This window comes from Amycolatopsis sp. AA4, assembly GCF_002796545.1.
Taxonomy (GTDB): domain Bacteria; phylum Actinomycetota; class Actinomycetes; order Mycobacteriales; family Pseudonocardiaceae; genus Amycolatopsis.
This window is the reverse complement of sequence record NZ_CP024894.1, coordinates 7,121,304-7,146,240: the sequence shown is the minus strand read 5'-3', so window position 1 is coordinate 7,146,240 and position 24,937 is coordinate 7,121,304. Positions and strand designations below refer to the sequence as shown.

Annotated in this window: 21 protein-coding genes; 7 read left to right on the top strand and 14 right to left on the bottom strand. The window is 69.6% G+C overall.

All coding sequences use genetic code 11. The annotated features are described in order from the left end of the window. Positions 1-19: 19 nt before the first annotated feature. From CU254_RS44455 to CU254_RS32905, 5 genes are all read right to left on the bottom strand, one after another. Entirely contained in the window at positions 20-739 is a 720-nt protein-coding gene (locus CU254_RS44455) for an ESX secretion-associated protein EspG (protein WP_009083160.1), read from the bottom strand. A gap of 14 nt (positions 740-753) precedes the next feature. Then, a complete protein-coding gene (locus CU254_RS44450) occupies positions 754-1,950 on the bottom strand; it encodes a hypothetical protein (RefSeq protein ID WP_009083158.1) in 1,197 nt (398 codons plus the stop codon). After that, positions 1,950-2,675, bottom strand: coding sequence for a DUF3558 domain-containing protein (locus CU254_RS32910; RefSeq protein ID WP_100266952.1), 726 nt, complete (start codon positions 2,673-2,675; stop codon positions 1,950-1,952). The genes CU254_RS44450 and CU254_RS32910 overlap by 1 nt, the downstream gene beginning before the upstream one ends. Further along, on the bottom strand, positions 2,561-2,962 hold the full coding sequence (locus CU254_RS43355) for a hypothetical protein (protein WP_009083155.1): 402 nt from the start codon (positions 2,960-2,962) through the stop codon (positions 2,561-2,563). Before CU254_RS43355 ends, CU254_RS32910 begins: the two co-directional genes overlap by 115 nt. A gap of 232 nt (positions 2,963-3,194) precedes the next feature. After that, the gene (locus CU254_RS32905; RefSeq protein WP_199786045.1) at positions 3,195-4,673 is read right to left on the bottom strand and encodes a hypothetical protein; all 1,479 of its coding nucleotides are present in this window, start codon (positions 4,671-4,673) and stop codon (positions 3,195-3,197) included. 244 nt (positions 4,674-4,917) lie between these two features. On the opposite strand from CU254_RS32905, the gene CU254_RS32900 reads away from it, so the two are divergent. From CU254_RS32900 to CU254_RS32890, 3 genes are all read left to right on the top strand, one after another. Continuing rightward, the gene (locus CU254_RS32900) at positions 4,918-6,909 is read left to right on the top strand and encodes a thioredoxin domain-containing protein (RefSeq protein WP_009083153.1); all 1,992 of its coding nucleotides are present in this window, start codon (positions 4,918-4,920) and stop codon (positions 6,907-6,909) included. A 94-nt stretch (positions 6,910-7,003) separates the two neighbouring features. Then, on the top strand, positions 7,004-7,558 hold the full coding sequence (locus CU254_RS32895; protein ID WP_037715594.1) for a hypothetical protein: 555 nt from the start codon (positions 7,004-7,006) through the stop codon (positions 7,556-7,558). Positions 7,559-7,617: 59 nt separating this feature from the next. After that, the gene (locus CU254_RS32890; protein WP_037715592.1) at positions 7,618-9,513 is read left to right on the top strand and encodes an acyl-CoA dehydrogenase; all 1,896 of its coding nucleotides are present in this window, start codon (positions 7,618-7,620) and stop codon (positions 9,511-9,513) included. Positions 9,514-9,603: 90 nt separating this feature from the next. Here CU254_RS32890 and CU254_RS32885 read toward each other — a convergent pair whose 3' ends face one another. Continuing rightward, on the bottom strand, positions 9,604-10,278 hold the full coding sequence (locus tag CU254_RS32885) for a hemolysin III family protein (RefSeq protein ID WP_009083146.1): 675 nt from the start codon (positions 10,276-10,278) through the stop codon (positions 9,604-9,606). Positions 10,279-10,383: 105 nt separating this feature from the next. Here CU254_RS32885 and CU254_RS32880 point away from each other — a divergent pair, with 105 nt between their 5' ends. Next, positions 10,384-11,142, top strand: a complete 759-nt coding sequence (locus CU254_RS32880) for an isoprenyl transferase (RefSeq protein WP_100266951.1) — start codon at positions 10,384-10,386, stop codon at positions 11,140-11,142. Between the two features lie 78 nt (positions 11,143-11,220). On the opposite strand, the gene CU254_RS32875 is transcribed toward CU254_RS32880, so the two are convergent. After that, entirely contained in the window at positions 11,221-11,469 is a 249-nt protein-coding gene (locus tag CU254_RS32875) for a hypothetical protein (RefSeq protein WP_037715588.1), read from the bottom strand. A 735-nt stretch (positions 11,470-12,204) separates the two neighbouring features. On the opposite strand from CU254_RS32875, the gene CU254_RS32870 reads away from it, so the two are divergent. Then, the gene (locus CU254_RS32870; RefSeq protein ID WP_086024919.1) at positions 12,205-13,491 is read left to right on the top strand and encodes a PhoH family protein; all 1,287 of its coding nucleotides are present in this window, start codon (positions 12,205-12,207) and stop codon (positions 13,489-13,491) included. Positions 13,492-13,562: 71 nt separating this feature from the next. Here CU254_RS32870 and CU254_RS32865 read toward each other — a convergent pair whose 3' ends face one another. Beyond that, the gene (locus CU254_RS32865) at positions 13,563-15,002 is read right to left on the bottom strand and encodes a GuaB1 family IMP dehydrogenase-related protein (protein WP_009083139.1); all 1,440 of its coding nucleotides are present in this window, start codon (positions 15,000-15,002) and stop codon (positions 13,563-13,565) included. 67 nt (positions 15,003-15,069) lie between these two features. On the opposite strand from CU254_RS32865, the gene CU254_RS32860 reads away from it, so the two are divergent. Next, positions 15,070-15,537, top strand: coding sequence for a DUF309 domain-containing protein (locus CU254_RS32860; RefSeq protein ID WP_009083138.1), 468 nt, complete (start codon positions 15,070-15,072; stop codon positions 15,535-15,537). Positions 15,538-15,928: 391 nt separating this feature from the next. Here CU254_RS32860 and CU254_RS32855 read toward each other — a convergent pair whose 3' ends face one another. Next, positions 15,929-16,552, bottom strand: a complete 624-nt coding sequence (locus CU254_RS32855) for an MBL fold metallo-hydrolase (protein ID WP_009083135.1) — start codon at positions 16,550-16,552, stop codon at positions 15,929-15,931. Between the two features lie 94 nt (positions 16,553-16,646). On the opposite strand from CU254_RS32855, the gene CU254_RS32850 reads away from it, so the two are divergent. Beyond that, entirely contained in the window at positions 16,647-17,867 is a 1,221-nt protein-coding gene (locus tag CU254_RS32850) for an NADH:flavin oxidoreductase/NADH oxidase family protein (RefSeq protein WP_037715586.1), read from the top strand. On the opposite strand, the gene CU254_RS32845 is transcribed toward CU254_RS32850, so the two are convergent. The 5 genes from CU254_RS32845 to CU254_RS32825 all read right to left on the bottom strand — a co-directional run bounded on the left by CU254_RS32845 (position 17,827) and on the right by CU254_RS32825 (position 24,903). Continuing rightward, positions 17,827-18,474, bottom strand: a complete 648-nt coding sequence (locus CU254_RS32845) for a Pr6Pr family membrane protein (protein ID WP_009083133.1) — start codon at positions 18,472-18,474, stop codon at positions 17,827-17,829. The two genes, CU254_RS32850 and CU254_RS32845, sit on opposite strands and share 41 nt — an antisense overlap. 134 nt (positions 18,475-18,608) lie before the next feature. After that, the gene (locus CU254_RS32840) at positions 18,609-19,913 is read right to left on the bottom strand and encodes a S8 family serine peptidase (RefSeq protein WP_199786044.1); all 1,305 of its coding nucleotides are present in this window, start codon (positions 19,911-19,913) and stop codon (positions 18,609-18,611) included. A gap of 158 nt (positions 19,914-20,071) precedes the next feature. Next, the gene (locus tag CU254_RS32835; RefSeq protein WP_234392777.1) at positions 20,072-21,697 is read right to left on the bottom strand and encodes an ATP-dependent DNA ligase; all 1,626 of its coding nucleotides are present in this window, start codon (positions 21,695-21,697) and stop codon (positions 20,072-20,074) included. Between the two features lie 69 nt (positions 21,698-21,766). Then, on the bottom strand, positions 21,767-23,452 hold the full coding sequence (locus CU254_RS32830; RefSeq protein ID WP_009083125.1) for a PstS family phosphate ABC transporter substrate-binding protein: 1,686 nt from the start codon (positions 23,450-23,452) through the stop codon (positions 21,767-21,769). Positions 23,453-23,541: 89 nt separating this feature from the next. After that, complete coding sequence (locus CU254_RS32825; RefSeq protein ID WP_037715584.1) at positions 23,542-24,903, bottom strand: PLP-dependent aminotransferase family protein; 1,362 nt, start codon at positions 24,901-24,903, stop codon at positions 23,542-23,544. Positions 24,904-24,937: the final 34 nt, after the last annotated feature.

Below are 24,937 nucleotides of genomic sequence, written 5' to 3'. Positions count from 1 at the left end.
TCCGGCGGCGGGCGAGGCGCTACCTGGCGAGCCCGTCGCGGAGGGCAGTGAGCTTGTCCGTGAGCAGGCTGTCCTCGCCGGGCAGCACCGTGATGTACCGGTTTCCCTCGGGCCCGGAGACCTCGAACGCGACGCGCCCGTCGGTGAGGTCGAGGTAGCTGAGCGGCCCGGCTTCCGCGCGCCCTGGTCGCGCCGGTTCGCGCACGACGACGGTCATCTCGCCGACGCCGAACCAGGTCTGCTGGAACAGGTCGTCGACCACGCGTGCGGCTGGGCTGCGATCGTCCGAGTGGTCCGCCTGGAAGTCCTCCTGGGGCAGGGAGAACGCAGTCAGCTGGGCCGGCCGGTACCGCGGCAGGCTCGCGACCAGCGCACCGGCCGGGGTATGGGTCCCGTCGAGCACCTTCAGCCGCACTCGGTTGCCGCGACACAACGCTTTGACGCCGGTCCGTCCCCGGACGGCGACGAGCACGCTGTAGCGGATGTCCTGATTCTCGACGTGGGCGACGTATTCGGTGTCGGCGCGGCCCAGCGCGTAGAGGACGTCCTCGAACTCGTCGACGAACCGCCCGTGCTCGGTCAGTCCGAGCCACGCCAGCTCTTCGCGCACGGTCCGGTCGAGCCGCCGTTCGTCGGCCGTGAACCGAAGCCGCCCGGAAAACACCGGATGCGGCTCGTCGAACCCAGCTTCCCGGAGCGCGCCGAGAAGGGCGTCGAGGGACAGCTCGGTCGCGCGCACCGCTTCCTCCCGGCCTAACGGACCGGCCGGTCCCCGATCACCGGCGGCGTCGGTTTGCCGTCGCTCCCGCCGAACACGTCCGGATCGGTCTCCCGCAGGTAGGGCGGAGCGGTTCTCTCCTTGTCCTTTTCCTTGCTTTTCCCGGGCATTCCGCTGCCGGCCATGCTGCCGTTTTTCCCTGCCGCGCCTGGCGTTCCGGCCTGGCCGCTGCGGGCCGGAGCCGGTCCGCCGGGAGCGCGGGCACCGGTCCGGTTTCCGCTTTCCGGGCCGCCGTTCGGGTCGCCGCCGGGGCTGCTGAGGGCGTAGCCGCTGCCGGGTACCGGATCGAATCCGGGAGCGCCGAGAGGGTTGATCGGCTGGCCGGAAGGCCCGAATCGATATCCGGGCGGCAATGCGATCGGGCTGGGAGCGGACGAACTGAGGCGAGTCGAATCCGGCGGTTTGGCCGCTTCGGACGGCGTTGCCGAGGAATGGCTTTCCGCCGGGTCGGGTCCGCGACTGCCCGGATGATGCGCCGGGCGCTCGCTGCTTGGCGCAGGCCTCGGCTGCCGTGGGTTCGGCATCGGACCCGCGGAGCCCGCGTTGCCCGGAGGCGGTTCGCTGACGCCAGCACGGCGGTGGTCGGGCGGTTTGCCGCTCGGTCTGCTGGGACCCGCGACTGGTGGCCGCGGTGTGCTGGTACTGGCGGGGGAAACGGACGCACCGGTGTCGCTCAGTTCCGCGTAGTGCGCCGGAATCCGGCCGGAGTTGACGCCGGTCGTCGAGTGGTATCCGGTGTAGGCGTCGATGTTGTGCTGGGCGTCGGTCTGCCATTGGTTCAGCTCGGCGAAGTAAGCGAGCTTTCCTTGAAGCAGGTCGTACACGTGCTGCGGGCCGATTTCCGGGCGGTCGCCGATCGGTTTCACCGTGTTTTTGACAGTCTGGAAAGCCGAGATCTGCCCGTCCGCCGCGGCCTGCGCGAACACGAGATTCGTGCTGATCGACGCGGAAGCGGACATCAGCGGACCAGCCGAGCCAGCGGCTTCCTCAGCGGTGGCTCCGTGCCATCCGGTACGGATTTTGTCCGCGAGGGCCGCGATTTCGTCGATCCGTTCCGTCAAGTCCCGGCTGAGATCCGCCGCGGACCTCGCGGTCTCGCCCAGCGATTCGGGCCCCTGCCCGCCGGTGATGTGCTGGTAGATCTCCGCCGGGGTCAATGATCGACCGTCCATCAGCGTCCTCCTCGCAGATTGCCGAGCACTTTCCCCGCGACCTCGCGCGCTGATTCGCACGGATCCTTCTCGCCTTTGTGCGCCGGCGATTGGGTGATCGACACGTCAACGGTTTCGCGGTCGCTCGTTCCCAGCGCGACATTGCACTCGCCGAGCCGGGCCCGCACGTCCTCTATGCCGTAAGCGACGACCGGGTAACCGTCCACCGGGGCGAGGGGCGCGAAGAACGGATAGGTGCCGCCTTTGGCGCGATAGATCGAGGTCAGACCGAGTTTGTCGACGTTCGGGAACAGCACCACGAGGTGCGCCTGGGAGAACCAGCCACAGCCGGGTCCGCCGGCGCCTTTCGGGTCCGGAACGACGCGTGCCTCGTCGCCGAGCAGACTCGAAATCTGCTCCGCGGTCAGAGCGGCGCAGGGATTCTGCTTGAATCTGGTGATGTCGATCGGGTTCGGCACTTTCGGCACGCCGGGGCCGGGAACCTCGTCCGCCGGGGTGGTTCTCGCCGTCGGCGGACCGGTGCTCTCGGCCGGGACGGCTTGCCCCGGGGTCGTGGCCGAGCAGCCGGCGAGGGCGAACAGGGCCAAGGGGGCGAGCGCCAGGGCGCGTCTCACAGACTTCCCCCGGCCCGGTGCATTTCGGTCGAATGCGCCTCGTCGGCATCCGAGTATTTTTGGAGCGCCGCGCGATGTTTGGCAGCTTGATCGCGGCAATACCGTTCGCATTGCTCCAGCGAGCCCCACAGGACTTCTCCGGAACTTCGGAAGACGGCCGCGTTGTCGGTGCTGGAAAAATCCAGCCCGGGCGGCTGGGTTCGCGCGATGACCCCTGCGCGATCCTTGTCGAGCCGGAACTTGTCGGCGAGTTTTTCGTAGCGGGTCGCGATTTCTTTGAGCGTCGCTTTGTCGTACGAGTACCCGTCGCCCGGCGGCGGCGCGACCGCCGTCGTCTCGATCGACGCGGCGCCGCGCCTCCGGTTCGGAGGCAGGTCGGACTGCTGATTGTCGGCCACGATGTACGCCTCCCCGTGCGTAGATCGTCCCGGGTCCGCTGGGCCCAGGTGTATTCGTCACCCTGTGGAGCCGGGTAGTTACTCTAGTCGCCGCGATTAAGCCTGTCTGCATTTGCGAACTGCAACTCGCAACGGAGTTCACCGTTTATGGACTTGAGCAGGGCGACTGTCGTACGGCCAACAGCAAGCATCACTCGAATGTCTTAAGCCGCAGACAGCGGGGAAGGCTTCGTCAGCGCCGTTCGGCCAGTTGCTCGTCGTAAAGGCTTTCCGGCGGAAGGTGCGTGCCGGGCGACCCGATCTCGCCGGTCCGGTGGCCCGACGGCGGCTTGTCCTGAGTTCCGGTGCACCCGAGCGCCCAGTTGTGCGCGGTCGGCGGGTTTTCCACGAGATAGGAGCCGGCGGCGCAGTTCCACAGGACCGAATTCGCGCCCGCCCAGCCCTGGCCGCTGCCCATCCACTGCCGGTCGGACAGCTGAAGATGACCGGACGGCGGGCTCATCGCCAGGTCGTCGTAGAGAGTGCCGCTGGCCCAGCGCTGGTGCGGGCCGGCGTCGAGGATCCGTGCACCGGTGTTCGTCGCCGTGCAGCGGCTGATCACGTTGGGGCCCGGCACCCTCGCCTGCGTGACCCAGGCGTGCACGTTGCTGCCGGTGACGGTGCATTGCCGCACCAGGGTTTCCTGGCCGCTGATGGTGTAGGCGGCGGGTTGGTCGTGGATGTCCTGCGGGACGGACTCGTCGAGAGACGAGGTGCGCAGCAGGCTGATCCGGAGCGCGTTCTGCCCCACCGTGAAGGCGGAACCGAAATGGTCCGCGACCACGTCGTCGATCCAGCTGTCCTGCGCGGTGTCCACGGAGACCAGTTGGGATTTGAAGAAACCGTCGTCGTGCCACGCGGGATCCCGCTCGAACTGGGCGCCGTCCGCGGACAGGTGTGCGAGGCCGGAACCGCTGATCCGCCCGGGATACGCATAGCGGGTGACGGTCGCGTGGGCGTACTGGCTTTCCAAGGCGTTGGTGAGCGGCACGTCGAAGCGGACCGTTTTGCCGTGGACAGCGGTGATCGTCCGGTCGAACTCCAGGCCGGCGTTCGGAGTCCACTGCTTGCTCGGGGTGCCGTCCGGCCGCGGCGGGATCTGGTCCATGCCGATCGCGTGAATCCACGCTTGTTCCTGCGGTCGCTGCACGATGACGTGGTCGCCGACGTGCAGGGACGAGGAATCGGTGACGTCGAGCTGATCCGCACCGACCGGGACGTAGCCGCTGGCGACCGGGATCGCCGATCCGGCCGAGGCACGCGAGCCGGTGCCGGCGATCGTGACCAGGGTGTGCAGGGTGCCCGCCGCGACCAGCCGCGTTCCGTTCGCGTCGCTGCCCGCGCCGCGTAGTTCGACGTTGCCGGCGCTGATCCGGAGAGTGCCTTCGAGTCGGTAGTCGCCTGCCGACAGTTGCACGGCGCCGGGCTTGCCGCTGTTCGCGACCTGGTCGATGGCCTGCTGAATCCGTGCGGTGTCATCCCCGGACGGCTGCGGCCCGACAGTCGCCGCGACCGGCAGTTCCGGCGGCGGAGCATCGCCGTTCCGGTAGCCGACCCGGGAGAAATCGGGGATCCGGTTGCCCTGCGCATCGGTGCCGTACGCGAGGCGGCCGTTCGCGAAACTGATCCAGTTCGGTGCCGCGGAAGCCGCATGGACACTGCAACCGGACAAACCAAGACATCCGATGAATGCGAGTGCGGTGAGGGATTTCAGGGAGCCAACGCGAGCGGATCGCCTCATGGAGGCGGACTCTAGCGAGCTTCTCTTCGGGCGACCAAGGCCAGTGGTCGGATTTCTCAGCGTCCGCTCAGCGGATCGGCGCGAGTTCTGCCCGACCTCGGCGGGGTGCGGTGGCCGTTCTGGCCGATTGTCCCGCTCCATGTGCCGACTACCGGAATGCGGCACACTCGGCACCATGTCGAACCGCCTCGCCGAAGCGACGTCCCCGTACCTCCTGCAGCACGCCGAGAACCCGGTGGATTGGTGGGAATGGGGTCCGGAAGCGCTGGCCGAGGCGCGCCGGCGCGGGGTGCCGATTCTCTTGTCCGTCGGGTACGCCGCCTGCCATTGGTGTCACGTCATGGCGCACGAGTCCTTCGAGCACGAGGGCACCGCGGCGCTGATGAACGCGCATTTCGTCAACATCAAGGTCGACCGCGAGGAGCGGCCGGACATCGACGCCGTCTACATGGCCGCCACGCAGGCCATGACCGGCCAGGGCGGCTGGCCGATGACCTGCTTCCTCACGCCGGAGGGCGAGCCGTTCCATTGCGGCACTTACTATCCGCCCGCGCCGCGTCCAGGGATTCCGTCGTTTACGCAGCTGCTGCTGGCCGTCGCGGAAGCCTGGGAGGAACGGCCGGACGACCTGCGCGAGGGCGCGAAACAGATCGTCGGGCATCTTGCCGAGCAGAGCGGTCCGTTGAAGGAGGCCGCCGTCGACGCGGACGCTTTGGCGGAAGCGGTGACGAAACTCGCGCAGGAGGCAGACCCCGTGCACGGCGGTTTCGGTGGTGCGCCGAAGTTTCCGCCGTCCATGGTGCTCGAGTTCCTGCTGCGGCACCACGAACGCACGGGCTCGGCCCAGGCGTATGCGCTCGCCGAGTCCGCGGCGGAGGCGATGGCTCGCGGCGGCATTCACGACCAACTGGGCGGCGGGTTCGCGCGCTACTCCGTGGACGCGGAGTGGATCGTGCCCCACTTCGAGAAAATGTTGTATGACAACGCGTTGCTGCTCCGAGTGTACGCGCATCTCGCCCGCCGTGGGTCGGCGTCGGCGCGGCGGGTGGCGGAGGGGATCGTCCGGTTCCTCGAGCACGATCTTCTTACGCCGCAAGGAGGTTTCGCCGCGTCGCTCGACGCGGACACCGAAGGTGTCGAGGGGCTGACGTACGTGTGGACTCCCGCGCAGCTCAACGAGGTGCTCGGCGAGGACGGTCCGTGGGCAGCGGAGCTGTTCAGCGTCACGGAAGAGGGCACCTTCGAGGAAGGCGCGTCGACCCTCCAGCTGCGGGCAGATCCGGACGATTTCGCCCGATTCGAGCGCGTCCGCCAGGCATTGCTCGAAGCGCGGGCGGCGCGGCCACAACCGGGGCGAGACGACAAGGTAGTCGCGGCCTGGAACGGTCTCGCGATTTCCGCGCTGGCCGAAGCGGGCGTCGCGCTGGAGCGTCCACAGTGGATCGAACTCGCTCGCAACGCGGCGTCCCTGCTGTTGGACCTGCACCTCGTGGACGGACGCCTGCGGCGCAGTTCGCGCGACGGTGCGGTCGGGGCTCCGGTCGGCGTGCTGGAGGACTACGCGTGCCTCGCGGACGGTCTTCTCGCCCTCCACCAGGCCACCGGCGAACCGCGCTGGCTCACCGAAGCGACCCGGCTGCTGGACGTCGCCTTGACGCACTTCGCCTCGGATTCCGCTCCCGGCGCGTATCACGACACCGCCGACGACGCCGAAGTCTTGGTGCAGCGTCCGTCCGATCCGACGGACAACGCGAGCCCGTCCGGCGCTTCGGCACTGGCTGGCGCGCTGCTCACCGCCTCCGCACTGGCCGGGTCTGACCAAGCGGCGCGTTACCGCGATGCTGCTGAACTGGCGTTGCGTCGCGTCGGCCTGCTCGCCGCGCGCGTGCCGCGGTTCGCTGGCCACTGGCTGTCCGTGGCGGAGGCGGCGCAGTCCGGACCGGTGCAGGTCGCGGTGGTCGGCGGGGAACGCGCGCAGCTGGTCACTGCCGCCGCGCAGCACATCCACGGCGGCGGCATCGTGCTCGGCGGCGAACCGGACGCGCCCGGCGTCCCGCTGCTGGCCGACCGGCCGCTGGTCGGCGGCGAGGCGGCGGCGTACGTCTGCCGCGGCTACGTCTGCGAACGCCCGGTGACCGCGGCGGACCAGCTCATCGCCCAGCTCTGACGAATTCCGCCCCTGGTGAACGCGCTACCCGCTGCAGTGGAATCAGCGTAGCTTCAGTAGTGACGTAATCATGTAATCAAGGATGGTGGACGTCATGGGGCGAGGTTGGAAAGGCCGGGGCTGGCAGCAGGCCGAGGCGCCGTCGGCGGACGACGCGGCGGCGTGGTTCGGCGGACGGCTCCCGGACGGCTGGTTCACCGGCGAGCCGGAAATCACCGTGGACCGCGAAGAGATCCTGGTCGTCGGCGAGCTGCCCGCGCTGACCGGCGAATACGCCGACGACGCGGCCCGCGCGGCCGCGGAGGACGGGCGGATCAGCCGGTTCCGCGAGGAAACCCGCGACGAGCGGATCGAGATCGCGCGGCAGGCCGAGCACCGCTACCAGCGCAAAGTGGCGTGGGGCGCGAAGCTGGGCGGCACGACGGCGCACTTCACGACGCTGTCGGTGCCGGTGATGACCCGGCTGCGGCAGCCCGAACGGCTGGTACTCGACACGCTCGTGGACGCCGGCGTCGCGCGGTCGCGGTCCGAGGCGCTGGCCTGGGCGGTGCGGCTGGTCGGCGAGCACGCGGACGCGTGGCTGACCGAACTGCGCGAGGCGATGACCAAGGTCGACGACCTGCGGTCGAAGGGGCCCGATTTGGGCTGAGCTGCGGGACTTCCTCCGCTGCGGCAGGCTGGAGGCAGCCTGCTGTATCGGAGGAACCTGTGGACGTCCCCGCTGTGCCCGAAAAAGTCGACCCGGACGCGCTGACCGAGGTCCTCGATGGACGCTGGGCCGAGTTGAAGCGCGACGTGCGCGCGCAGATGAGCGCGGAGAAGTTCCGGGAAACGATCGGTCTGGACGTCGAGGCGCACCGCGTCCAGGTCTTGGACCAGCTGCGGAAACTCGCCGAAACCGACCGTCCGGCGCTCGGCTTCGACGCCGCGTACGGCGGGCTGAGCGACGTCGGCGGGTCAGTGATGTCGTTCGAAATGCTCGGCTACGGCGACCTGTCGCTGATGGTCAAGGCCGGCGTGCAGTGGGGCCTGTTCGGCGGCGCGGTGCAGCTGCTCGGCACCGCGACGCACCACGAGAAGTACTTGCGCCGCATCATGAATCTGGACCTGCTGGGCTGCTTCGCGATGACCGAGCACGGCCACGGCTCCGACGTCCAGCACCTGCGCACCACGGCGACGTACGATCCGGCCGCGCGCGAGTTCGTCGTGCACAGCCCGGATCCCGGCGCCACCAAGGAATACATCGGCAACGCGGCCCGCGACGGACAGCTCGCGGTGGTCTTCGCGCAGCTGATCACCGGCGGCGAATCCCGTGGCGTGCATGCTTTCCTGGTCCCGATCCGCGACGATTCGGGTGCTCCGGCCCCCGGCGTCACGATCGCGGACTGCGGGATCAAAGCCGGTCTGAACGGCGTCGACAATGGACGTTTGACCTTCGATCAGGTCCGCGTGCCAAGGGAAGCGCTGCTGAACCGCTTCGGCGACGTAGCCGAGGACGGGACTTACTCGAGCCCGATCGAAAGCGACGGCCGCCGGTTCTTCACGATGCTGGGCACGCTCATCCGAGGCCGCGTGAGTGTCGGCGGCAGCGCCGGATGCGCCACCCAGCGAGCCCTGACGCTGGCCATCCGCTACGGCGACCAGCGGCGGCAGTTCCAGCGTCCAGAGGGGGACGAGGTCGTCATCCTCGATTACCTGGGACACCAGCGGAAGCTGTTGCCCGCCTTGGCGAAGACCTACGCCCTGCACTTCGCTCAGGAGGAGCTGGTCGCCGCCCTGCACGACATCGCCCCGGACGCGCCGGAAGAAGAACAACGCGAACTCGAATCCCGCGCGGCCGGTTTGAAGGCCCTGAACACCTGGCACGCCACCGCGGCGATCCAAACGGCCCGCGAAGCCTGCGGCGGCAGCGGATACCTGGCGGAGAACCTGCTGGCCGGTTTGAAGGCCGACACCGACGTCTTCACTACCTTCGAAGGCGACAACACTGTGTTGTTGCAGCTGGTCGCGAAGGGCTTGCTGACGCAGTACAAGGAACACTTCGAGGACCTCAGCCCCCTGGCGACCGCGCGATTTGTCGCCGAGCAGCTGGTGGACACCGTCATGGAACGCTCTGCCGCGCGGAAGTTCCTTGAGCGGCTCACAGAGTCCGACGACGCTTCAGTGCTCTTCGACCGCGAGTGGCAACAGCGTCTCTTCGAGGATCGCGAAGAGCATGTACTGAGCGGTGTAGCCAACCGTCTCCGCGGCGCTGCTTCGGACCCCTTCGGCGTCTTCAACTCCGTACAAGACCACGTGCTGCTCGCTGGCCGTGTACACGTGGACAGGTTGATCCTCGACGCCTTCGCACGCGCTGTCGCCGCCTGCCCCGATACGGACGCGGCTGCGCTGCTTTCGCGGCTCTGCGACCTGTACGCCCTGTCGACGATCGAAGCAGACCGCGCGTGGTTCCTCGAACACGGCCGCATCTCGGCGAGCCGCTCCAAGGCGGTGACCGCTGCGGTCAACGCGCTGTGCGGGGCGTTGAGGCCGCACGCGCGGACGCTGGTGGACGGGTTCGCGGTCCCGGAGCAGTTCTTGGCGGCCCCGATGCTGAACGGCTGAACCGGTCTGGCGGAAACGACTCAGGCCGTCCCTAGGCTGCGTGACAGCCTGGAGACGGCCTGAGGAAGATCGATAACCGCAAACCCGCAGCTAGGAGTACATCGCCAACCAGATCGCGATGTAATGCGACACCGCTGCCAGCACCGTGCAAGCGTGGAAGAACTCGTGGTACCCGAACGTCTCCGGCCAATGATTAGGCCACTTCACGGCGTAAAAAACCGCCCCAACGGTATAAAACAGCCCACCCACGCAAAGCAACACCAAAGCCGCGACCCCGGCGTGGCTCAGCAGTTCCGGCAGGACGAACACCGCGACCCACCCGAGCGCGATGTAGATCGGCACTCCCAGCCAGCGCGGGGCGTGCGGCCACAGCATCTTCATCGCCACCCCGAGGATCGCGCCGCCCCAGACGATGCCCAGGACGATGTATCCCGTCGGCTTCGACATGGCCAGCAGGGTGAACGGCGTGTAGGTCCCGGCGATGAACAGGAAGATCATCGAGTGGTCGGCGCGCTTCATCCACTTGTACGCGCGCGGGCTCCACAGCCTGCGGTGATACAGCGCGCTCACGCCGAACACGCCCAGCACGGTGAGGCCGTACACGGACGTCGCCAGCGCGGCGACCGGGGAGACCGTCGCCGCGGCGAGGCTGATCAGCGTGGCGGCCGCGGCTACCGCGCCGAAGAACGACCAGAAGTGGATGTGCCCGCGCAACCGGGGGCGGGTGTCCTCGGGGACGGTGGGGGGCTCGGTCTTCACGCTCACCGTCCCAAGGTTACGGAACCGTAGGTTTTTTGCCAGCCCCCGTGGCGCGTCACACCTCTGATCCAGGGGTGCGTACGCTCGGGCGACGTGAGCCTCCGGTCCTTCATGTCCGACGTCGTCTACAGCATCTACAGCCGCCGCCTGATCCAGCAATCGGCGGGCCGGCATCCGCGGCATATCGCGATCATGCTCGACGGCAATCGCCGCTGGGCGCGCGAGGCCGGGTTTACCGACGTGGCCGACGGGCACCGCGCCGGGGCCAAGAAGATCGCCGACTTCCTGAGCTGGTGCCAGGAGGCCGACGTCGAGGTCGTGACGATGTGGCTGCTCTCCACCGACAACCTCAACCGCGATCCGGACGAGCTCACCCCGCTGCTGAAAATCATCACCGACGTCACTGACGAGCTAGCCGGGGCCGAGGCTCCGTGGCGGCTGCGCATCGTCGGCGCGCTCGACCTGCTGCCGCTCGAGGTGGCGCAGAAGCTCACCGCCGCCGCGGCTCGGACCGAGAACCACTCGGGCATGGAGGTGAACATCGCGGTCGGCTACGGCGGCCGGCAGGAGATCGCCGACGCCGTCCGCAAACTTCTCCTGCAGCACGCCGACGAGGGCACCTCGATTCGCGAACTCGCGAAAATCCTCGACGTCGACCACATCTCGGAACATCTGTACACATCCGGTCAGCCGGATCCGGATCTGATTATCCGAACGTCCGGTGAACAGCGGCTTTCCGGATTTCTTCTGTGGCAGTCCGCGCATTCGGAATTCTGGTTCACCGAGGCTTACTGGCCGGCATTCCGGCGCGTCGACTTTCTCCGCGCGCTGCGCGACTACGCCTGGCGGCACCGCCGGTTCGGGGCCTGACGCGGCGCTCCGCCCAGCCGGGCCGGAGGCGCCGCGAAGGCCCCGGAGCCGTGCTCCGGGGCCTTCGCGCAAGACGGCTCAGCCGTGGTGGTGCTCCATCGAGTGGGCCACCAGCGCCGGGGTCAGCGCGATGCCGGTGTAGGCACCGGCGGCCAGCGAAGCGAGACCGTAGCCCGCCGCGCCGCCGCCCTCGATGAAGGTGGCGTAGGCGTCGCCGAACGTCGGGTCCGGAGCGCCCTGGGTCGTGGCCGGGGAGGCGAACGCCGTCCCGCCGATCATCATCAGGCCCGCGGCCGCACCGGCGACAATTCCAGCCTTCTTCAGCACTTCGCACACTCCTAGGTAGAGATACTGGGATTCGGGGCACCGGAGTGTTCCGGTGGTGTGTCCCGCAGTAAGGAAATTACCCCCGAATGGCCTCTGGCGAATGGCGCGTACGCCCATTGTGTGAGCGCTGGAAGGCCCAGTTCACTCGGTCCGGTTCAGTGTCCAGGACGCGAAATGCATTCCGGTCTGCTCCGTGGTACAAGGCCCTTTACCTGGGAATTGCCTGCACTCGGTGATTAATTTTCCATGATCATCCATCTGTGCGACCCCCCGATCGCCGGACCCAGTGACGCTGAGTGAGCACTGTGGACACTCTGTTGCGGGCGACCGACGGTGGGATGACGAATCGGCGAATCACCTGTGTGGCTGCCTGCACGACGGGGCGGACGTAGGTACCTTCCGGAATAGAGAGCTCGCGTTCCGTGCGGGTTCTCGCGGGAGGCCCTGGTCGTGGCGTTGATCGAGGGGGCGGCTCAGCCGCCCACGAGATGCACGAGGGGGCCGGCACCCGGCCCTCGTGGCCGTGCCGCCTGACGCAGCCAGCGTCAGGGAGTGCGGACCCAGCCAGGGAGGTGCCCGGCCCAGCGAGTGCGGGCGTGGGGTGCACACGCCCTCGAGGGAGATGCCGTCGTGACTGCGCAGCGTTCACCCCGCAAGGCCTCTGGCCGTTCTTCGACCGGTGCTTCGGCCCCGGAGAAAGCCTCGATCTCGCCCGAATCCCCACGCATCACTTATGTGCTCGACACGTCGGTGCTGCTCTCCGACCCGTGGGCGGTCACCCGGTTCGCCGAACACGCGGTGGTGCTCCCGCTGGTCGTCATCAGCGAACTGGAGGCCAAGCGCCACCACTCCGAGCTGGGCTGGTTCGCCCGCGAATCCCTCCGGCTGCTGGACGACCTCCGGCTCCAGCACGGCAGGCTCGACGCCCCGATCCCGATCGGCGACCAGGGCGGCACCCTGCAGGTGGAGCTGAACCACACCGATCCGTCCGTCCTCCCGGTGGGCTTCCGCACCGACTCGAACGACCACCGCATCCTCGCGTGCGCGCTCAACCTCGCGACGGAGCGGCCGGCGGTCACCCTGGTGACGAAGGACATCCCGCTGCGGGTCAAAGCGGGTGCGGTCGGGCTCACCGCGGACGAGTACCGGGCGCAGGAGGTCACGCCGTCGGGCTGGACGGGCATGGCGGACGTGGACGCGCCCCAGGAGCTGATCGACGCGCTCTTCTCGGGCGGTTCGGCGGATCCGGCGGAGTTCGGGCTCGGAGAGGTGGGCGAACTGCCGTGCCACACCGGGCTGCGGCTGCTCGCGGGCAGTTCCAGCGCGCTCGGCCGGGTCACGGCGGACAAGCGGGTGCGGCTGGTGCGCGGCGACCGCGAGGCGTTCGGCCTGCACGGCCGCTCGGCCGAGCAGCGCGTGGCGCTCGACCTGCTGCTGGACTCGGACGTCGGCATCGTGTCGCTCGGCGGGCGCGCGGGCACCGGCAAGTCGGCGCTGGCGCTGTGCGCGGGCCTGGAGGCGGTGATGGAACGCCAGCAGCACCGCAAGGTCGTGGTGTTCCGCCCGGTCTACGCGGTCGGCGGCCAGGACCTCGGCTATCTGCCCGGGTCCGAGAGCGAGAAAATGCAGCCCTGGGCGCAGGCGGTGTTCGACACGCTCGGCGCGCTGGTCAGCCAGGACGTGCTGGACGAGGTGTTCGACCGCGGCATGCTCGAGGTGCTGCCGCTGACGCACATCCGGGGCCGCTCGCTGCACGACACGTTCGTGATCGTGGACGAGGCGCAGTCGCTGGAGCGCAACGTGCTGCTGACCGTGCTGTCGCGGCTCGGCTCGGCGTCGCGAGTGGTGCTCACGCACGACGTGGCCCAGCGGGACAACCTGCGGGTCGGCAGGCACGACGGCGTTTCCGCGGTGATCGAGAAGCTGAAGGGCCACCCGCTGTTCGCGCACGTGACCCTGACCCGGTCGGAGCGCTCGCCGATCGCGGCGCTGGTGACCGAGATGCTGGAGGACCACGGCTGAGCTAGCTCCGTGAAGGACTCCTTGAGGGAATCAGATTCCCTCAAGGAGTCCTTCACGGACTTGCCGCGGGGTTACCAGCCGGAAGGCAGCGGACGTCCCTCCGCGAATCCGGCCGCGGACTGCACACCCAACACAGCGCGCTCGTGGAACTCATCCAGCGTGCGCGCGCCCGCGTAGGTGCAGGACGAGCGGACGCCCGAGCAGATCGAGTCGATCAGGTCCTCGACGCCCGGCCGGGCCGGGTCCAGCGCCATGCGCGACGTGGAGATGCCCTCCTCGAACAGCGCCTTGCGTGCGCGGTCGAAGACGTTGTCCGTACGCGTGCGGGCTCCGACGGCGCGCTTCGACGCCATCCCGAACGACTCCTTGTACGGGCGGCCCTGTTCGTCGTACCGCAGGTCGCCGGGGGATTCGTGGGTCCCCGCGAACCACGAGCCGACCATCGCCGCCGACGCGCCCGCGGCCAGTGCCAGCGCGACGTCGCGCGGGTGCCGGACTCCGCCGTCCGCCCACACGTGTTTGCCCAGCTCACGGGCGGCCGCGGCGCATTCGGCGACCGCGGAGAACTGCGGGCGGCCGACGCCGGTCATCATCCGCGTGGTGCACATCGCGCCGGGGCCGACGCCGACCTTGATGACGTCCGCGCCCGCGTGGATGAGGTCGCGCGTGCCTTCGGCGGTCACGACGTTGCCCGCCACGACCGGCACCTTCGGCGACACCGAACGGACCGCCTTGAGCGCGGCGATCATCTTTTCCTGGTGTCCGTGCGCGGTGTCGACGACCAGCGTGTCGACGCCCGCGGCGAGCACCGCTTCGGCTTTCGCCGCGACGTCGCCGTTCACGCCGACCGCGGCGGCCACGCGCAGCTTGCCGTTCGCGTCGGCGGCCGGGGTGTAGATCTCCGAGCGCAGCGCGCCGACCGCGGTCAGGACGCCGGCGAGGCGGCCGTCGGCGTCGAGGCCGAGGGCGAGCCGTCCGCCGTGGCTGTGCAGGAGTTCGAAGACCTCGCGCGGCGGCGTGTCCAGCGGCACGGCGACGACGGCGGGCTCGGCGACGTCGGCCAGCCGCGCGAAGCGGTCGACGCCGGCGCAGGCGGCCTCGTCCACGACGCCGACCGGCTTGCCGTCGCCGTCGACGATGACGACCGCGCCGTGTGCTCGTTTGTGCACGAGGTTGAGGGCGTCGGCCACCGCGTCGCCGCCGGTGAGGACCAGCGGCGTGTCCCACACGGCGTGGCGGGACTTCACCCAGGAGACGATTTCGGCCACCGCGGCCGTGTCGACGTCCTGCGGAAGCACGACGAGCCCGCCGCGGCGAGCGACGGTCTCGGCCATCCGCCGTCCGGCGACGGCCGTCATGTTGGCCACCACCAAGGGGATCGTCGCACCTGTGCCGTCCACAGTGGACAAGTCGACGCCGAAGCGGGATTCCACGTCCGAACGGTTCGGCAGCAGGAACACGTCGTCGTAGGTCAGGTCGTGAGCGGGCACGTGCCCATCCAGAAAGCGCACGAGTCACCAGGCTACGTGGCTCGCGCGCGAGACGCTAACCCGGCGTGGCCCGTGGAACAATGGCCAGGTGGACAGCCGTGATCGCGACGACCGGGGACGGGCCCGCAACGCCCGCCCGCGTGACGGTCTGGGCCGCCCGCTGCCCTACGGCTCCGACGGCGTGCCGCGCCAGCCCGAAGGCGTGCAGCGGACCCCGGCGGAGACTCTGGCGGAGGCTCAGTACCTGCTGGACGCGGGCCGCCCGTTCCACGCGCACGAGGTGTTCGAGGACGCGTGGAAGGCGACGGACGGGCCGGAACGCGAGCTGTGGCGGGGTCTGGCCCAGCTGGCGGTGGGGCTGACACACGCGTTGCGCGGGAACGGGAACGGGGCGGTCGCGCTGCTGGAACGGGGCGCGGAGAACATCGCGCCGTTCCGGGACGAGCCGCCGCACGGGCTCGACGTGGCCGGGTTGCAGCGGTGGGCGCAAGCGCTTGCGGCGGAGGCCCGGGAGCGGGTCCGGGTGGTTCCGGAGGTTCCTCGGCTGGCCCGGTAGGCGGCTTCGTCGCGTCATCCGGCGGCCCTTGGCTCAGGGGCGGTTCGCCGGTGGGGCGGACGAGTCCTTGGCGGCCTGGAACTGGTCGTTGGTCGGTCGTGAGCGGGGCAGATCCGGCGGTGCGGTCTGGAACGACGGTTGGCGGGCGTCGAGTGTCGCTCGCGGGCGACCGGTGCGGCTCAGGCTCCAGCCGTAAGCGAGTCGCGGTCGACGCGGGGCGGCGTGGCCTGTGGCGACGCGAGCAGGCGTGGCGACGCGTTTTCGGGTGGGCAGCCAGTGCCGACCCGGCTGGTCCAGCTGGCCGCAAGCGTTTGCGGATCGGGGTCGAGCGCGGAACTCGCCAGGCGGGCCGACGACAAGCGTTGGCCCGCCTGGCGAGATGCGGGGCCGATCAGGCGGCGGGCCAGTCGGACGACGCGGCCTTTTCCTTGCCGATGGTCGTCGCCTCGCCGTGGCCGGTGCGGACGATCGTCGCGTCGGGGAGGGGGAAGAGGCGGTCTCGGATGGATTTCACGATGGTCGGGTAGTCGGAGTACGAGCGGCCGGTCGCGCCGGGGCCGCCGTGGAACAGGGTGTCTCCGGTGAAGAGGACTTCCAGGTCGGGGCTGTGCAGGCAGACCGCGCCGGGGGCGTGGCCGGGCGTGTGCAGCACGGTGAGCCCGGTTCCTGCGACGGTGATGACCTGTCCGTCGGCCAGGTCGCCGTCGGGGGCGCGGTCCGGGTGGGTCAGGTCCCAGACCACGCGGTCGGCCGGGTGCAGCAGGATCGGGGCGCCGGTGCGGTCGGCCAGCGCGGGGGCGGCGTTGACGTGGTCGTTGTGCGCGTGGGTGCAGACAATCGCGCGGACCGTGCGGTCTCCGACGACGTCCGCGATGGCGTCCGCGTCGTGCGCGGCGTCGATCACGATCACCTCGGAGCCGTCGCCGACTATCCAGACGTTGTTGTCCACGTCCCAGCTGCCGCCGTCGAGTTCGAACACGCCCGACGTGACCAGGTTCTGCACTATGGCCGTCATGCCGCAGACCCTAGTGGCCCGCGAGGCATACCGCCGGTACTTACTTTCGAGTATTCTTACTCGCGGTAAGTTAGCCGCGACGACGGGACTGCTCATGACCGACCCCCGGGACCTGCTCGCCGAGCCGCTCAAGCTGCAGTGCGGGGCCGTGCTGCCGCATCGCCTCGCGAAGTCGGCGCTCAGCGAGCAGCTTGGCGACCGTCGCAACGCGCCTTCGGCCGAACTCGCGCAGCTGTACCGGACTTGGGCGCGCGGCGGGGCCGGCCTGCTGGTGACCGGCAACGTGATGGTCGATCCCGCCGCGCTCGGCGAACCGCGCAACGTCGCGGTGCCCGCCGAGCCCGACCCGGCGGCGTACCGGTCGTGGGCCCAGTCCGTGGACGGGACGGACGCGCAGTTGTGGGTTCAGCTCAACCACCCCGGTCGGCAGAGCCCTCGGTACTTGTCCCGGCAGCCGGTCGCGCCGTCGGCGGTGCCGTTCGGCGATCGAGGGGTGCGGACGGCGTTCGCGGCGCCGCGGGCGTTGACCGGGGACGAGATCGAAGCGGTGGTGGCGCGGTTCGCGTTGTCGGCGCGGACGTTCGTCGACGCCGGGTTCGCCGGAATCCAGATCCACGGCGCGCACGGATACCTGATTTCGCAGTTCCTGTCGCCGTTGGTGAATCGGCGCGACGACGAGTGGGGGCGCGACCGCAGCCGGTTCCTGCTCGAGGTGGTGCGCGCGGTCCGGGGCGCGGTGGGGGACCGCGTGCCGGTTTCGGTGAAGCTCAACAGCGCGGACTTCCAGCGCGGCGGCTTCGCCGAGGACGAGTCGTTGCAGGTGGTCCGCGCGCTCGGCGAGGCGGGAATCGACCTGCTGGAGATTTCCGGCGGCACGTACGAGCGGGCCGTGATGATGGGCTCCGGCCGGGCGAGCACGCAGCGGCGGGAGGCGTATTTCCTGGACTACGCGGCGAAAGCCCGCCAGATCAGCGACGTTGCGCTGATGGTCACCGGCGGGTTCGCCACGACGGCCGGGATGGCGGAGGCGCTGGAATCCGGTGCGCTGGACGTGATCGGGATCGGCCGTCCGTTCACTGTGGACCCCGCGCTGCCGGGACGGCTGCTCGCGGGCGAGGACGTCCGAGCCGAACGGCGGTGCCCGCACACGGGAATCCGGCTCGCCGACAGTCTGCTCGAGATCCAGTGGCACACCCAGCAGATGCACCGCGTCGCCGCGGGCAAACCGGTGGACCTGAAGCGCGGCGCGTGGCGGGCGCTCGCCCAGGCCGGGCTCAGCGATCCGCTGAACGCGTTTCGGCGGGTGCGCGCGTGAGCCGCCGGTCGGCGACCCGGGCCCCGCTGGCGAGCACGATGAAGAAGACGCCGATGAGCAGGCAGTTCAGCGCGACCTGTCCGTAGCCGAGCTGGTCGGCGTTGACGAACGGATACGGGTAGTAGCCGTCGATCGCGCCGCGGACGAGCGTGAAAGCCAGCCACACCAACGGATAGACGAGCGACCACCAGACGGTGCGCCATTCCAGCACGCGCGGCGCGAAGAGCAGCCAGCCGAGCACGCACAGCACCGGGGTGACGCGGTGCAGCAGGATGTCCGCGGCGAGGCTGAGCCCGTGCAACTCGTACAGCCCGGCGAGCGCGACCTGGTAGACGACCCCGGTGACCACGATCCCGACCAGCGCGTCCAGCCACAGCACGCGCATCAGCCGCGAGGTGCCGCGGCCGCGGGCGAAAGCCGCGCTGGTGACGAGGACGAGGACGTTCGAGATGATCGTGAAGTAGGTGAACAGGTTCGCCACCCGCCCGCCGAAGCTGGCGTACCGTCCCTGCGCGGGCACCAGCGCGACGATCTGGACCACGAGCGCGGCCAGCACGACCGCCGCGGTCACCCCGAACCACAGCCGGGCCAACGCTTTCGACGACATGCGCTGACTCTACGGCTCCGGGACGGCCCGCCCGGCTCGACACGACCAGGATCGATCGCGTCGAGCCAGGTGAACTCGCGCAAGCCGAGCGACACCTGCCCTCCGGAGGCAGTGCTCGGTCGTTGACTACCGCATCACCGCACCGCCTTCACCAGGGCAGGCACGAAGACCGAGGCGTCGATCGTGCCCCAGCCGCTCGCGATGTCGTAGCCCGGACCGGCCTTGAAGCCTTCGACGTCCCACTGACTGTTGTCGCCCTTGGTGACGTCGACGATCCCGGCCGCGGTTCCCTGCGGACCCAGCTTCGAGTACAGCGCCGGGTTGATCTGGCCGAGCCGGCCGTGGTTGGCCTGCACCGCCAACGCCAGCACGCCGGCGAACAGCGGCGCCGACTGGGACGTGCCCTGGACGCCTTCCATGCTGATGTCCGGGTACGCCCGCATCGAGCTGCCGGTGACCTTCTTGACGCGGTTCTGCCACGACGGCCGCGCGTACGCCTTCGACAGGCCCGCCCCTTCGCTGAATCCGTTGTCCGCCGCGTTGACGAGGTCGTCCGGCCGGGTGCGGACGCCGTTCGCGTCGAGGTGCAGCTGGGTGCCGCCGAGGGCGGTGACGTTCGGGTCGCTGGCCGGCCAGCTCGCCACGCGGTACGGATACCTGCCGGGGCCTTGCAGGTACGCCCCGGTCGGCCCGTCGTCACCGGACGACGCGACCAGCGTGACGCCCGCCTTGCTCGCCCGCTCCAGCGCCGGGTCGAGGGTCTTGATCGACTCGAACGACGGGAAGTTCTCCTCGGTGGTGCCGAAGCTCATCGAGACCACGTCGGCGATCCGATGCTCGGTCAGGTAGTCCACCGCGTGCATCATTTCCGGCAGACCGGCGAAGCCCTGCGTCTCGGCGACCGGGGTGGCGGCGACGACGATCTTCGCGCCCGGAGCCATCGCGTGCATCATCGTGACGTCGAGATCGGTTTCCCCGCCCCACGACTGGCAGGTGGCCGTGTCGACCCCGGGATCGGTGCACGCGGGCACCGCGCCGGAGGGCTGCAGCACCTCGACGTTCGCCGGCGGCAGGCCGTGCTGCCGCGAGTACTCGTCCAGCACCTGCTTGACCTTGTCGTCGCCGAACGACACCAGCGTGGCCACGGTGGACCCGGCTCCGGTGATGCCCTGGTTCCACAGCTTCGTGGCGTTGTACGCGCCGCTTTCCTTCGGCAGCTTGGCCATCGCGGCGTTGAGCCGCGCCACCCGCTCCTGCACAGTGGTCGCGCCGACGAACGACTGCGCGGCAGCCGAGAAATGATGCCGCGGCGGCTGCTTCGGCGGAGCTGGCGCGGCACTGGCCGGTGCCGCCACCACGGTGGCGGCGAGCACCACGCCCGCCAGCAGGGTCATCGGCCGCCCGAATCCCCGGACGGCTGATTTCACCCGGAACGTCATGCTTTTCTCCCATCGACGCAGGCCAGTGCTCCCACTCTCGGGTACGCGGCCACGGGTGCGACATCGACTTTCGTCGGGCGTTTTCCTGAGTACGGCGGGGAAAAACTGCCCGATGTCCGTAATGTGCCCACTCATCCGGCGGACGGTCGCGGCGAACCTCATCCGGACGCCTCCTCGGAACCGGCCTGCTCTCGAGGACTGGTCCGCTCCGCGGAACCAGCCTGGCCCGCGGCCGCGGTCCCTTCCGCCGGGCCGGATTCCACCGCCGGACGGCTGCCGCGCAGCAACCCCCGGACGGTGTCGATGGTGTCGGCCTCGCCCGGGTCCTTGTCCGGCCGGTACCGCACCACCCGCGCGAACCGCAGCGCCAGCCCGCCCGGGTACCGCGTGCTGACCTGCGCCCCGTCCAGTTCGATCTCGACCACCGTCTCCGGGCGCACGTGGACGGTCCACCGGTCGCGGTGCGTCTCGATCTCCTGGAACCGCTCGGTCTGCCAGGCCAGCAGCTCGTCGGTGAGCCCCTTGAACGTCTTGCCCACCATGATCGGCGGCCCGCCGTCCGGATCGCGCGCGCCGAGGTGGAGGTTGGACAGTTTGCCGGTGCGCCGCCCGTGGCCCCATTCCGCCGCCAGCACCACCAGATCGATGGTGTGCACCGGTTTCACCTTCAGCCACGCGCGCCCGCGCCGTCCGGCCGCGTAGATCGAATCGAGGTCCTTTACCATCACGCCCTCGTGCCCGGCGTCCATCGCCGCGTCGAGCACCGCCGCCGGCGATTCCGGCCGGACCGAACCGGGAATCACGTGCTCGCCCGCGACCTTCCGCAGCGCCTCGTTGCGTTCGGACAGGGGCGCGTCGAGCAGATCGACCCCGTCCAGGTGCAGGCAGTCGAAGAAGTACGGCCGCAGCAGCAACGCCCGCACCTGTTCGTCCCGCGTGCTGCCGAACCGGCTCATCGTTTCCTGGAACGGCCGCGGCCGCCCCTCGTCGGTGAGCGCGAGCGTTTCGCCGTCCAGCACCACTGATTCACACGGCAACGCCCGCACCAGTTCGACCAGTTCGCCTACGCTGCCGGTGATTTCCCGCAGCGTGCGCGTGTACACGTGCACCTCCGCACCCCGCCGATGCACCTGGATCCGCGCACCGTCCATTTTGTACTCGACGATCGCGTTCCCGTGCTCGGTCACCGCCTCCTCCAGCGATTCCGCCGGGGACGCGAGCATCGGCCGCACGGGACGGCCCAGCTCCAGCCCGAACTCGGCAAGCGCCGCCGCGCCCCCGGTGAGCGCTGCCTGCCCGGTGACCGGCAACCGCCCGGACAGCATGAACGCGCGCCGTACCTGCTCGAGGCCCACCTCGGCCGCCGCCGCGACCGCGTCGACCATCACGCCTTCCAGCGCACCCTGCCGCAGCTCGCCGGTGACGAGCCGGAACACGAACTCCTGCTCGGCGCGGGTCAGCCGGGAGAACAGCGCGGTGAGCGCCACCGCCCGGCGCTTCACCGAACCCGCGCCCGCCGCGGCGGCGACCTCGGTGAGCGCGGCGTCGACCTCCGCCACGGACACGGCGGGCGCGGCCGCGGGTTCGACGGCGAGGTCGGCGAGCGTGCGCCAGCCGGCTCCGAGCCGGTCCTGCGCGGTCTGCCCGGTGAGATACGCGATCACCGCGGGCAGTTCGCCGGGTTCGGCCGCGCGCAGCACGGCGGCCAGCACGGCGATTTTCGTTTTCCGTGACCGCGTGGCCGCCAGTTCGGCGGAGGCGGTGACGAGGTCGGTGAACAACACCCGGCCATCATCGCCCCCGCCACCGACAAAAACTCGCGCCCCAGCCTCGACCGGGTGAAAAAGAGCTGCTCAGGCATCCGGACGAGTGCAGTACTGGTCCAGCAGCCCCTGTTTCGTCACACACGGCGTGTACCCTGCGTCCTGCAATTCCGCCCGGGCCGTGCTGCTGCGGAGGTAGTCGATGAACTGCTTCAGCAGCGAGTCGTTCTCCGGCACGCCCTTGGTGTAGAGGTACTCCACCGTCCAGAAGCGATAACCGGCGTCGATGCTGGTCACGTCGGGGTAGCGGTCGTCGAGCTTAGCCATGGCGACCCGCCCGCTCGCCGCGGCGATCTTGGCCGCGGGCACGTCCGCGTAGCCGATCGCCCCGGGGGTGTCGCCGACGGCCCGCAGCAGCTCGTCGGTCGTGCCGCGTTCGCAGCGCACCACCGCGGCGTGCGGGGCACGGGTCGGCGTCCGGCAGTCGTCCGACGACAATCCCGGCTCGGCCGCGCTCAGCACTTTCTCCTCGAAAGTCTTGCGCGTGCCCGATTCCTGCCCGCGTCCGACGATCCGCACCGGGATGGACGGACCCTCGCGCAGTTGCGCCCAGTCGGTGTACTTGCCGCTGAAAATGCCTCGCACCTGCTCGCTGCTCAGATGGTCGACGCCGACGGACTTGTTCACTACCAGGCTGTACACGAGCACCGCGACCGGTTGCGTGACCAGATCCGTCCCAGCGCCCGTAGCCTTGCCGTCGGACAGCACTGCCAAGCTGTCTTTTTGCTCTGCTGGCAACGGCCCCAGCTCGCGCACCGCGGACACGCTTCCGACCGCCTGCGTGGTGATTGCCGCCTCCGGACACTGCCCGTGGTACTCCGTCGCGATGCTGTTCATGATCCGGGCGAACGCGCTGGACCCGTGCACCGCAAGGTTTCCGGTGCCGCAGCCGGCCGCGGGACCGCGTGACGCGGCGACGATCAGCGTGCTCAGCAAAACGCCGGTCAGCAGCACTCCGATCGCCACGGTCACTACCGGCCACGACAGCCAGCGCTGTTTGCGCTCGTCCTTGATCCGCCCGCCGCTGAGCCGTCCGGTGACGTCCAGTTCTTTGGACAGCGGCCCGCCTTGCCAGTCGTCGGGCTCGCGCAGGACGACGACGAGTTTGAACTTTTCCCGTCGCTTCAACGAAAGCTGTTCGAGGCGGACGCCGTGCCACTGCGGCGTCTGCGGGGCTGGAGCAGGGGATTCGGGCTGTCGCAGGAACCCGGACAACCGTTGCGACAACAAGGCTCGCACGCCGGACAGTCGCGCGGTGCCGGATTCCGGCGTAGGCTGATCATGAGTGAAGAATTCAAGCCCGTTCCGCACCACTTCCCGCAGACCGTCTTTGGCGTCGGACACGCGCGCGTCCCACACCACCCTCCGGCCGAAGGTGAACTGCAGCGGGTGTTCCCAGTCGTCCGGGCCGATGTCGAAACTGCCGGTGTTGCGGATGCGGATCACGACCACGCTCAGCGGTTCCAGCAGCTGCACCGTGCGCACGAGTTCCGGATCCGCTTGCACCGCGCCGTTTTCCTGATCGCGCAGCGTCACCGGGTTGAGGCCGATCTTGGAGTTGTACAGCTCCCGGTAGATGACGCGCCTGCGGCGGATCACGTAGCGGTCGACGATCGGGGCGAGGATCGTCGCGCCCGCGACGACCGCGATCGGCACGATGCCGCGATCGGAAGTGAGCACCTCGGCGAGCGCTCGCAGGACATCTCCGAAGCTCACGCCGCCTCCCCCTAGCCGCTCCCGAGAATGTCCACAGTAAGCGCCGGCCCCGGGACCCCTCCCCGGTGCACCAGGTGTTCACCAGCGGTTCAACCGGCCGACGCGATCCGCTCGACGGCGGCGCGGAGCCGGTCCGGCGGGAGCGCGGCGTACCCGAGCACGAGACCCGGATATCCGGCCGAGCTATGGGAATAAGTCGACAAAGCCGGGGCGTGCACGCTCGCCGCGGCGAGTTTTTCCTGCAGTCGCACGTCATCGGCGCCGTCGGGGAGGCGGACGACCAGGTGCAGCCCGGCGGCGATCCCGACTGGCTGCCACTGCGGCAATCGCTGAGTTAGAGCTTCGATAAGCGTGTCCCGACGAGCGCGGTACAGCCGTCGCGTGCGCCGCAGATGCCGGTCGTATCCGCCGGTGGCGATCAGATGCGCGAGCGCGGCTTGCGGAAGCGGCGGGCAGCCGAGGTCGTGCATTTCCTTGACCCGCGCCACGGCGTCGCGCAGCCGTCGCGGCGGAATGAGCCAGCCGATCCGCAACGCTGGCGCGAGTACCTTGCTGACGCTGCCGATGTACGCGACGTGCTCCGGGGCGAGCGCACGCATCGCGCCGAGAGCCGGACGGTCGTAGCGATGCTCGGCGTCGTAGTCGTCTTCCAGGACGAGCCCGCCGGTTTCCGCTGCCCAGGAAAGCAGCCGCCGACGACGTTCCGGATGCAACGCGACGCCGAGCGGGAACTGGTGCGCGGCGGTCACCAGCACGACGGAACAGTCTGAAGTGGACAGTGCGTCGACGTTGATGCCCTTGTCGTCGACCGGGATCCCGACCGGCACCAGTCCATGGTCGCGCAGCAGGTTCGCCTGGCCGTGGTGGCTCGGATCCTCGACGGCGATGCGCTGGTCCGGCAAGGCGTCGGCCAGCAACGACAACGCTTCCGCCGCGCCGCTGGTGATCACGATGTCGTCCGGGTTCGTCGGCAACGCCCGGACGCGCCCGAGGTAGGCGGCCAGTTCCGCGCGCAACGCCGGATGGCCGGTCGGATCGGGGTAGCCGAGGCCGAGATCGGGCGTCGCGTTCAGGGCTTCTCGTTCGGCGGCAAGCCATTCGGCGCGCGGAAACGCGGACAACGCCGGCAGTCCGGGGCGCAGGTCGAACTCCCAGGCCGGCGTCTTCGCCGCGCTGACCTGGGTTTTCGGTGCGGTACCGTCGATCGGCGCGACGCGCGTGCCCGACCCGTGCTTGCTCAGCAGATAACCCTCGGCGGTGAGCTGCTCGTACAACGCGGTCACCGTGCCGCGCGCGACCCCGAGCTGGCGCGCGAGGTCGCGGCTCGACGGCAGCCGGGTGCCGACCGCCAGCCGCCCGGTGCGGATCGCGTCGCGCAACGCGGCCTCGACCGCGCGCCCCCGGCGTCCTCCGGTGGCGGCGGGCAGCAGCAGTTCGCGGATGGTTTCCACGGACCCGACAGTACGGCGAAGTGGTCCAGTTAGG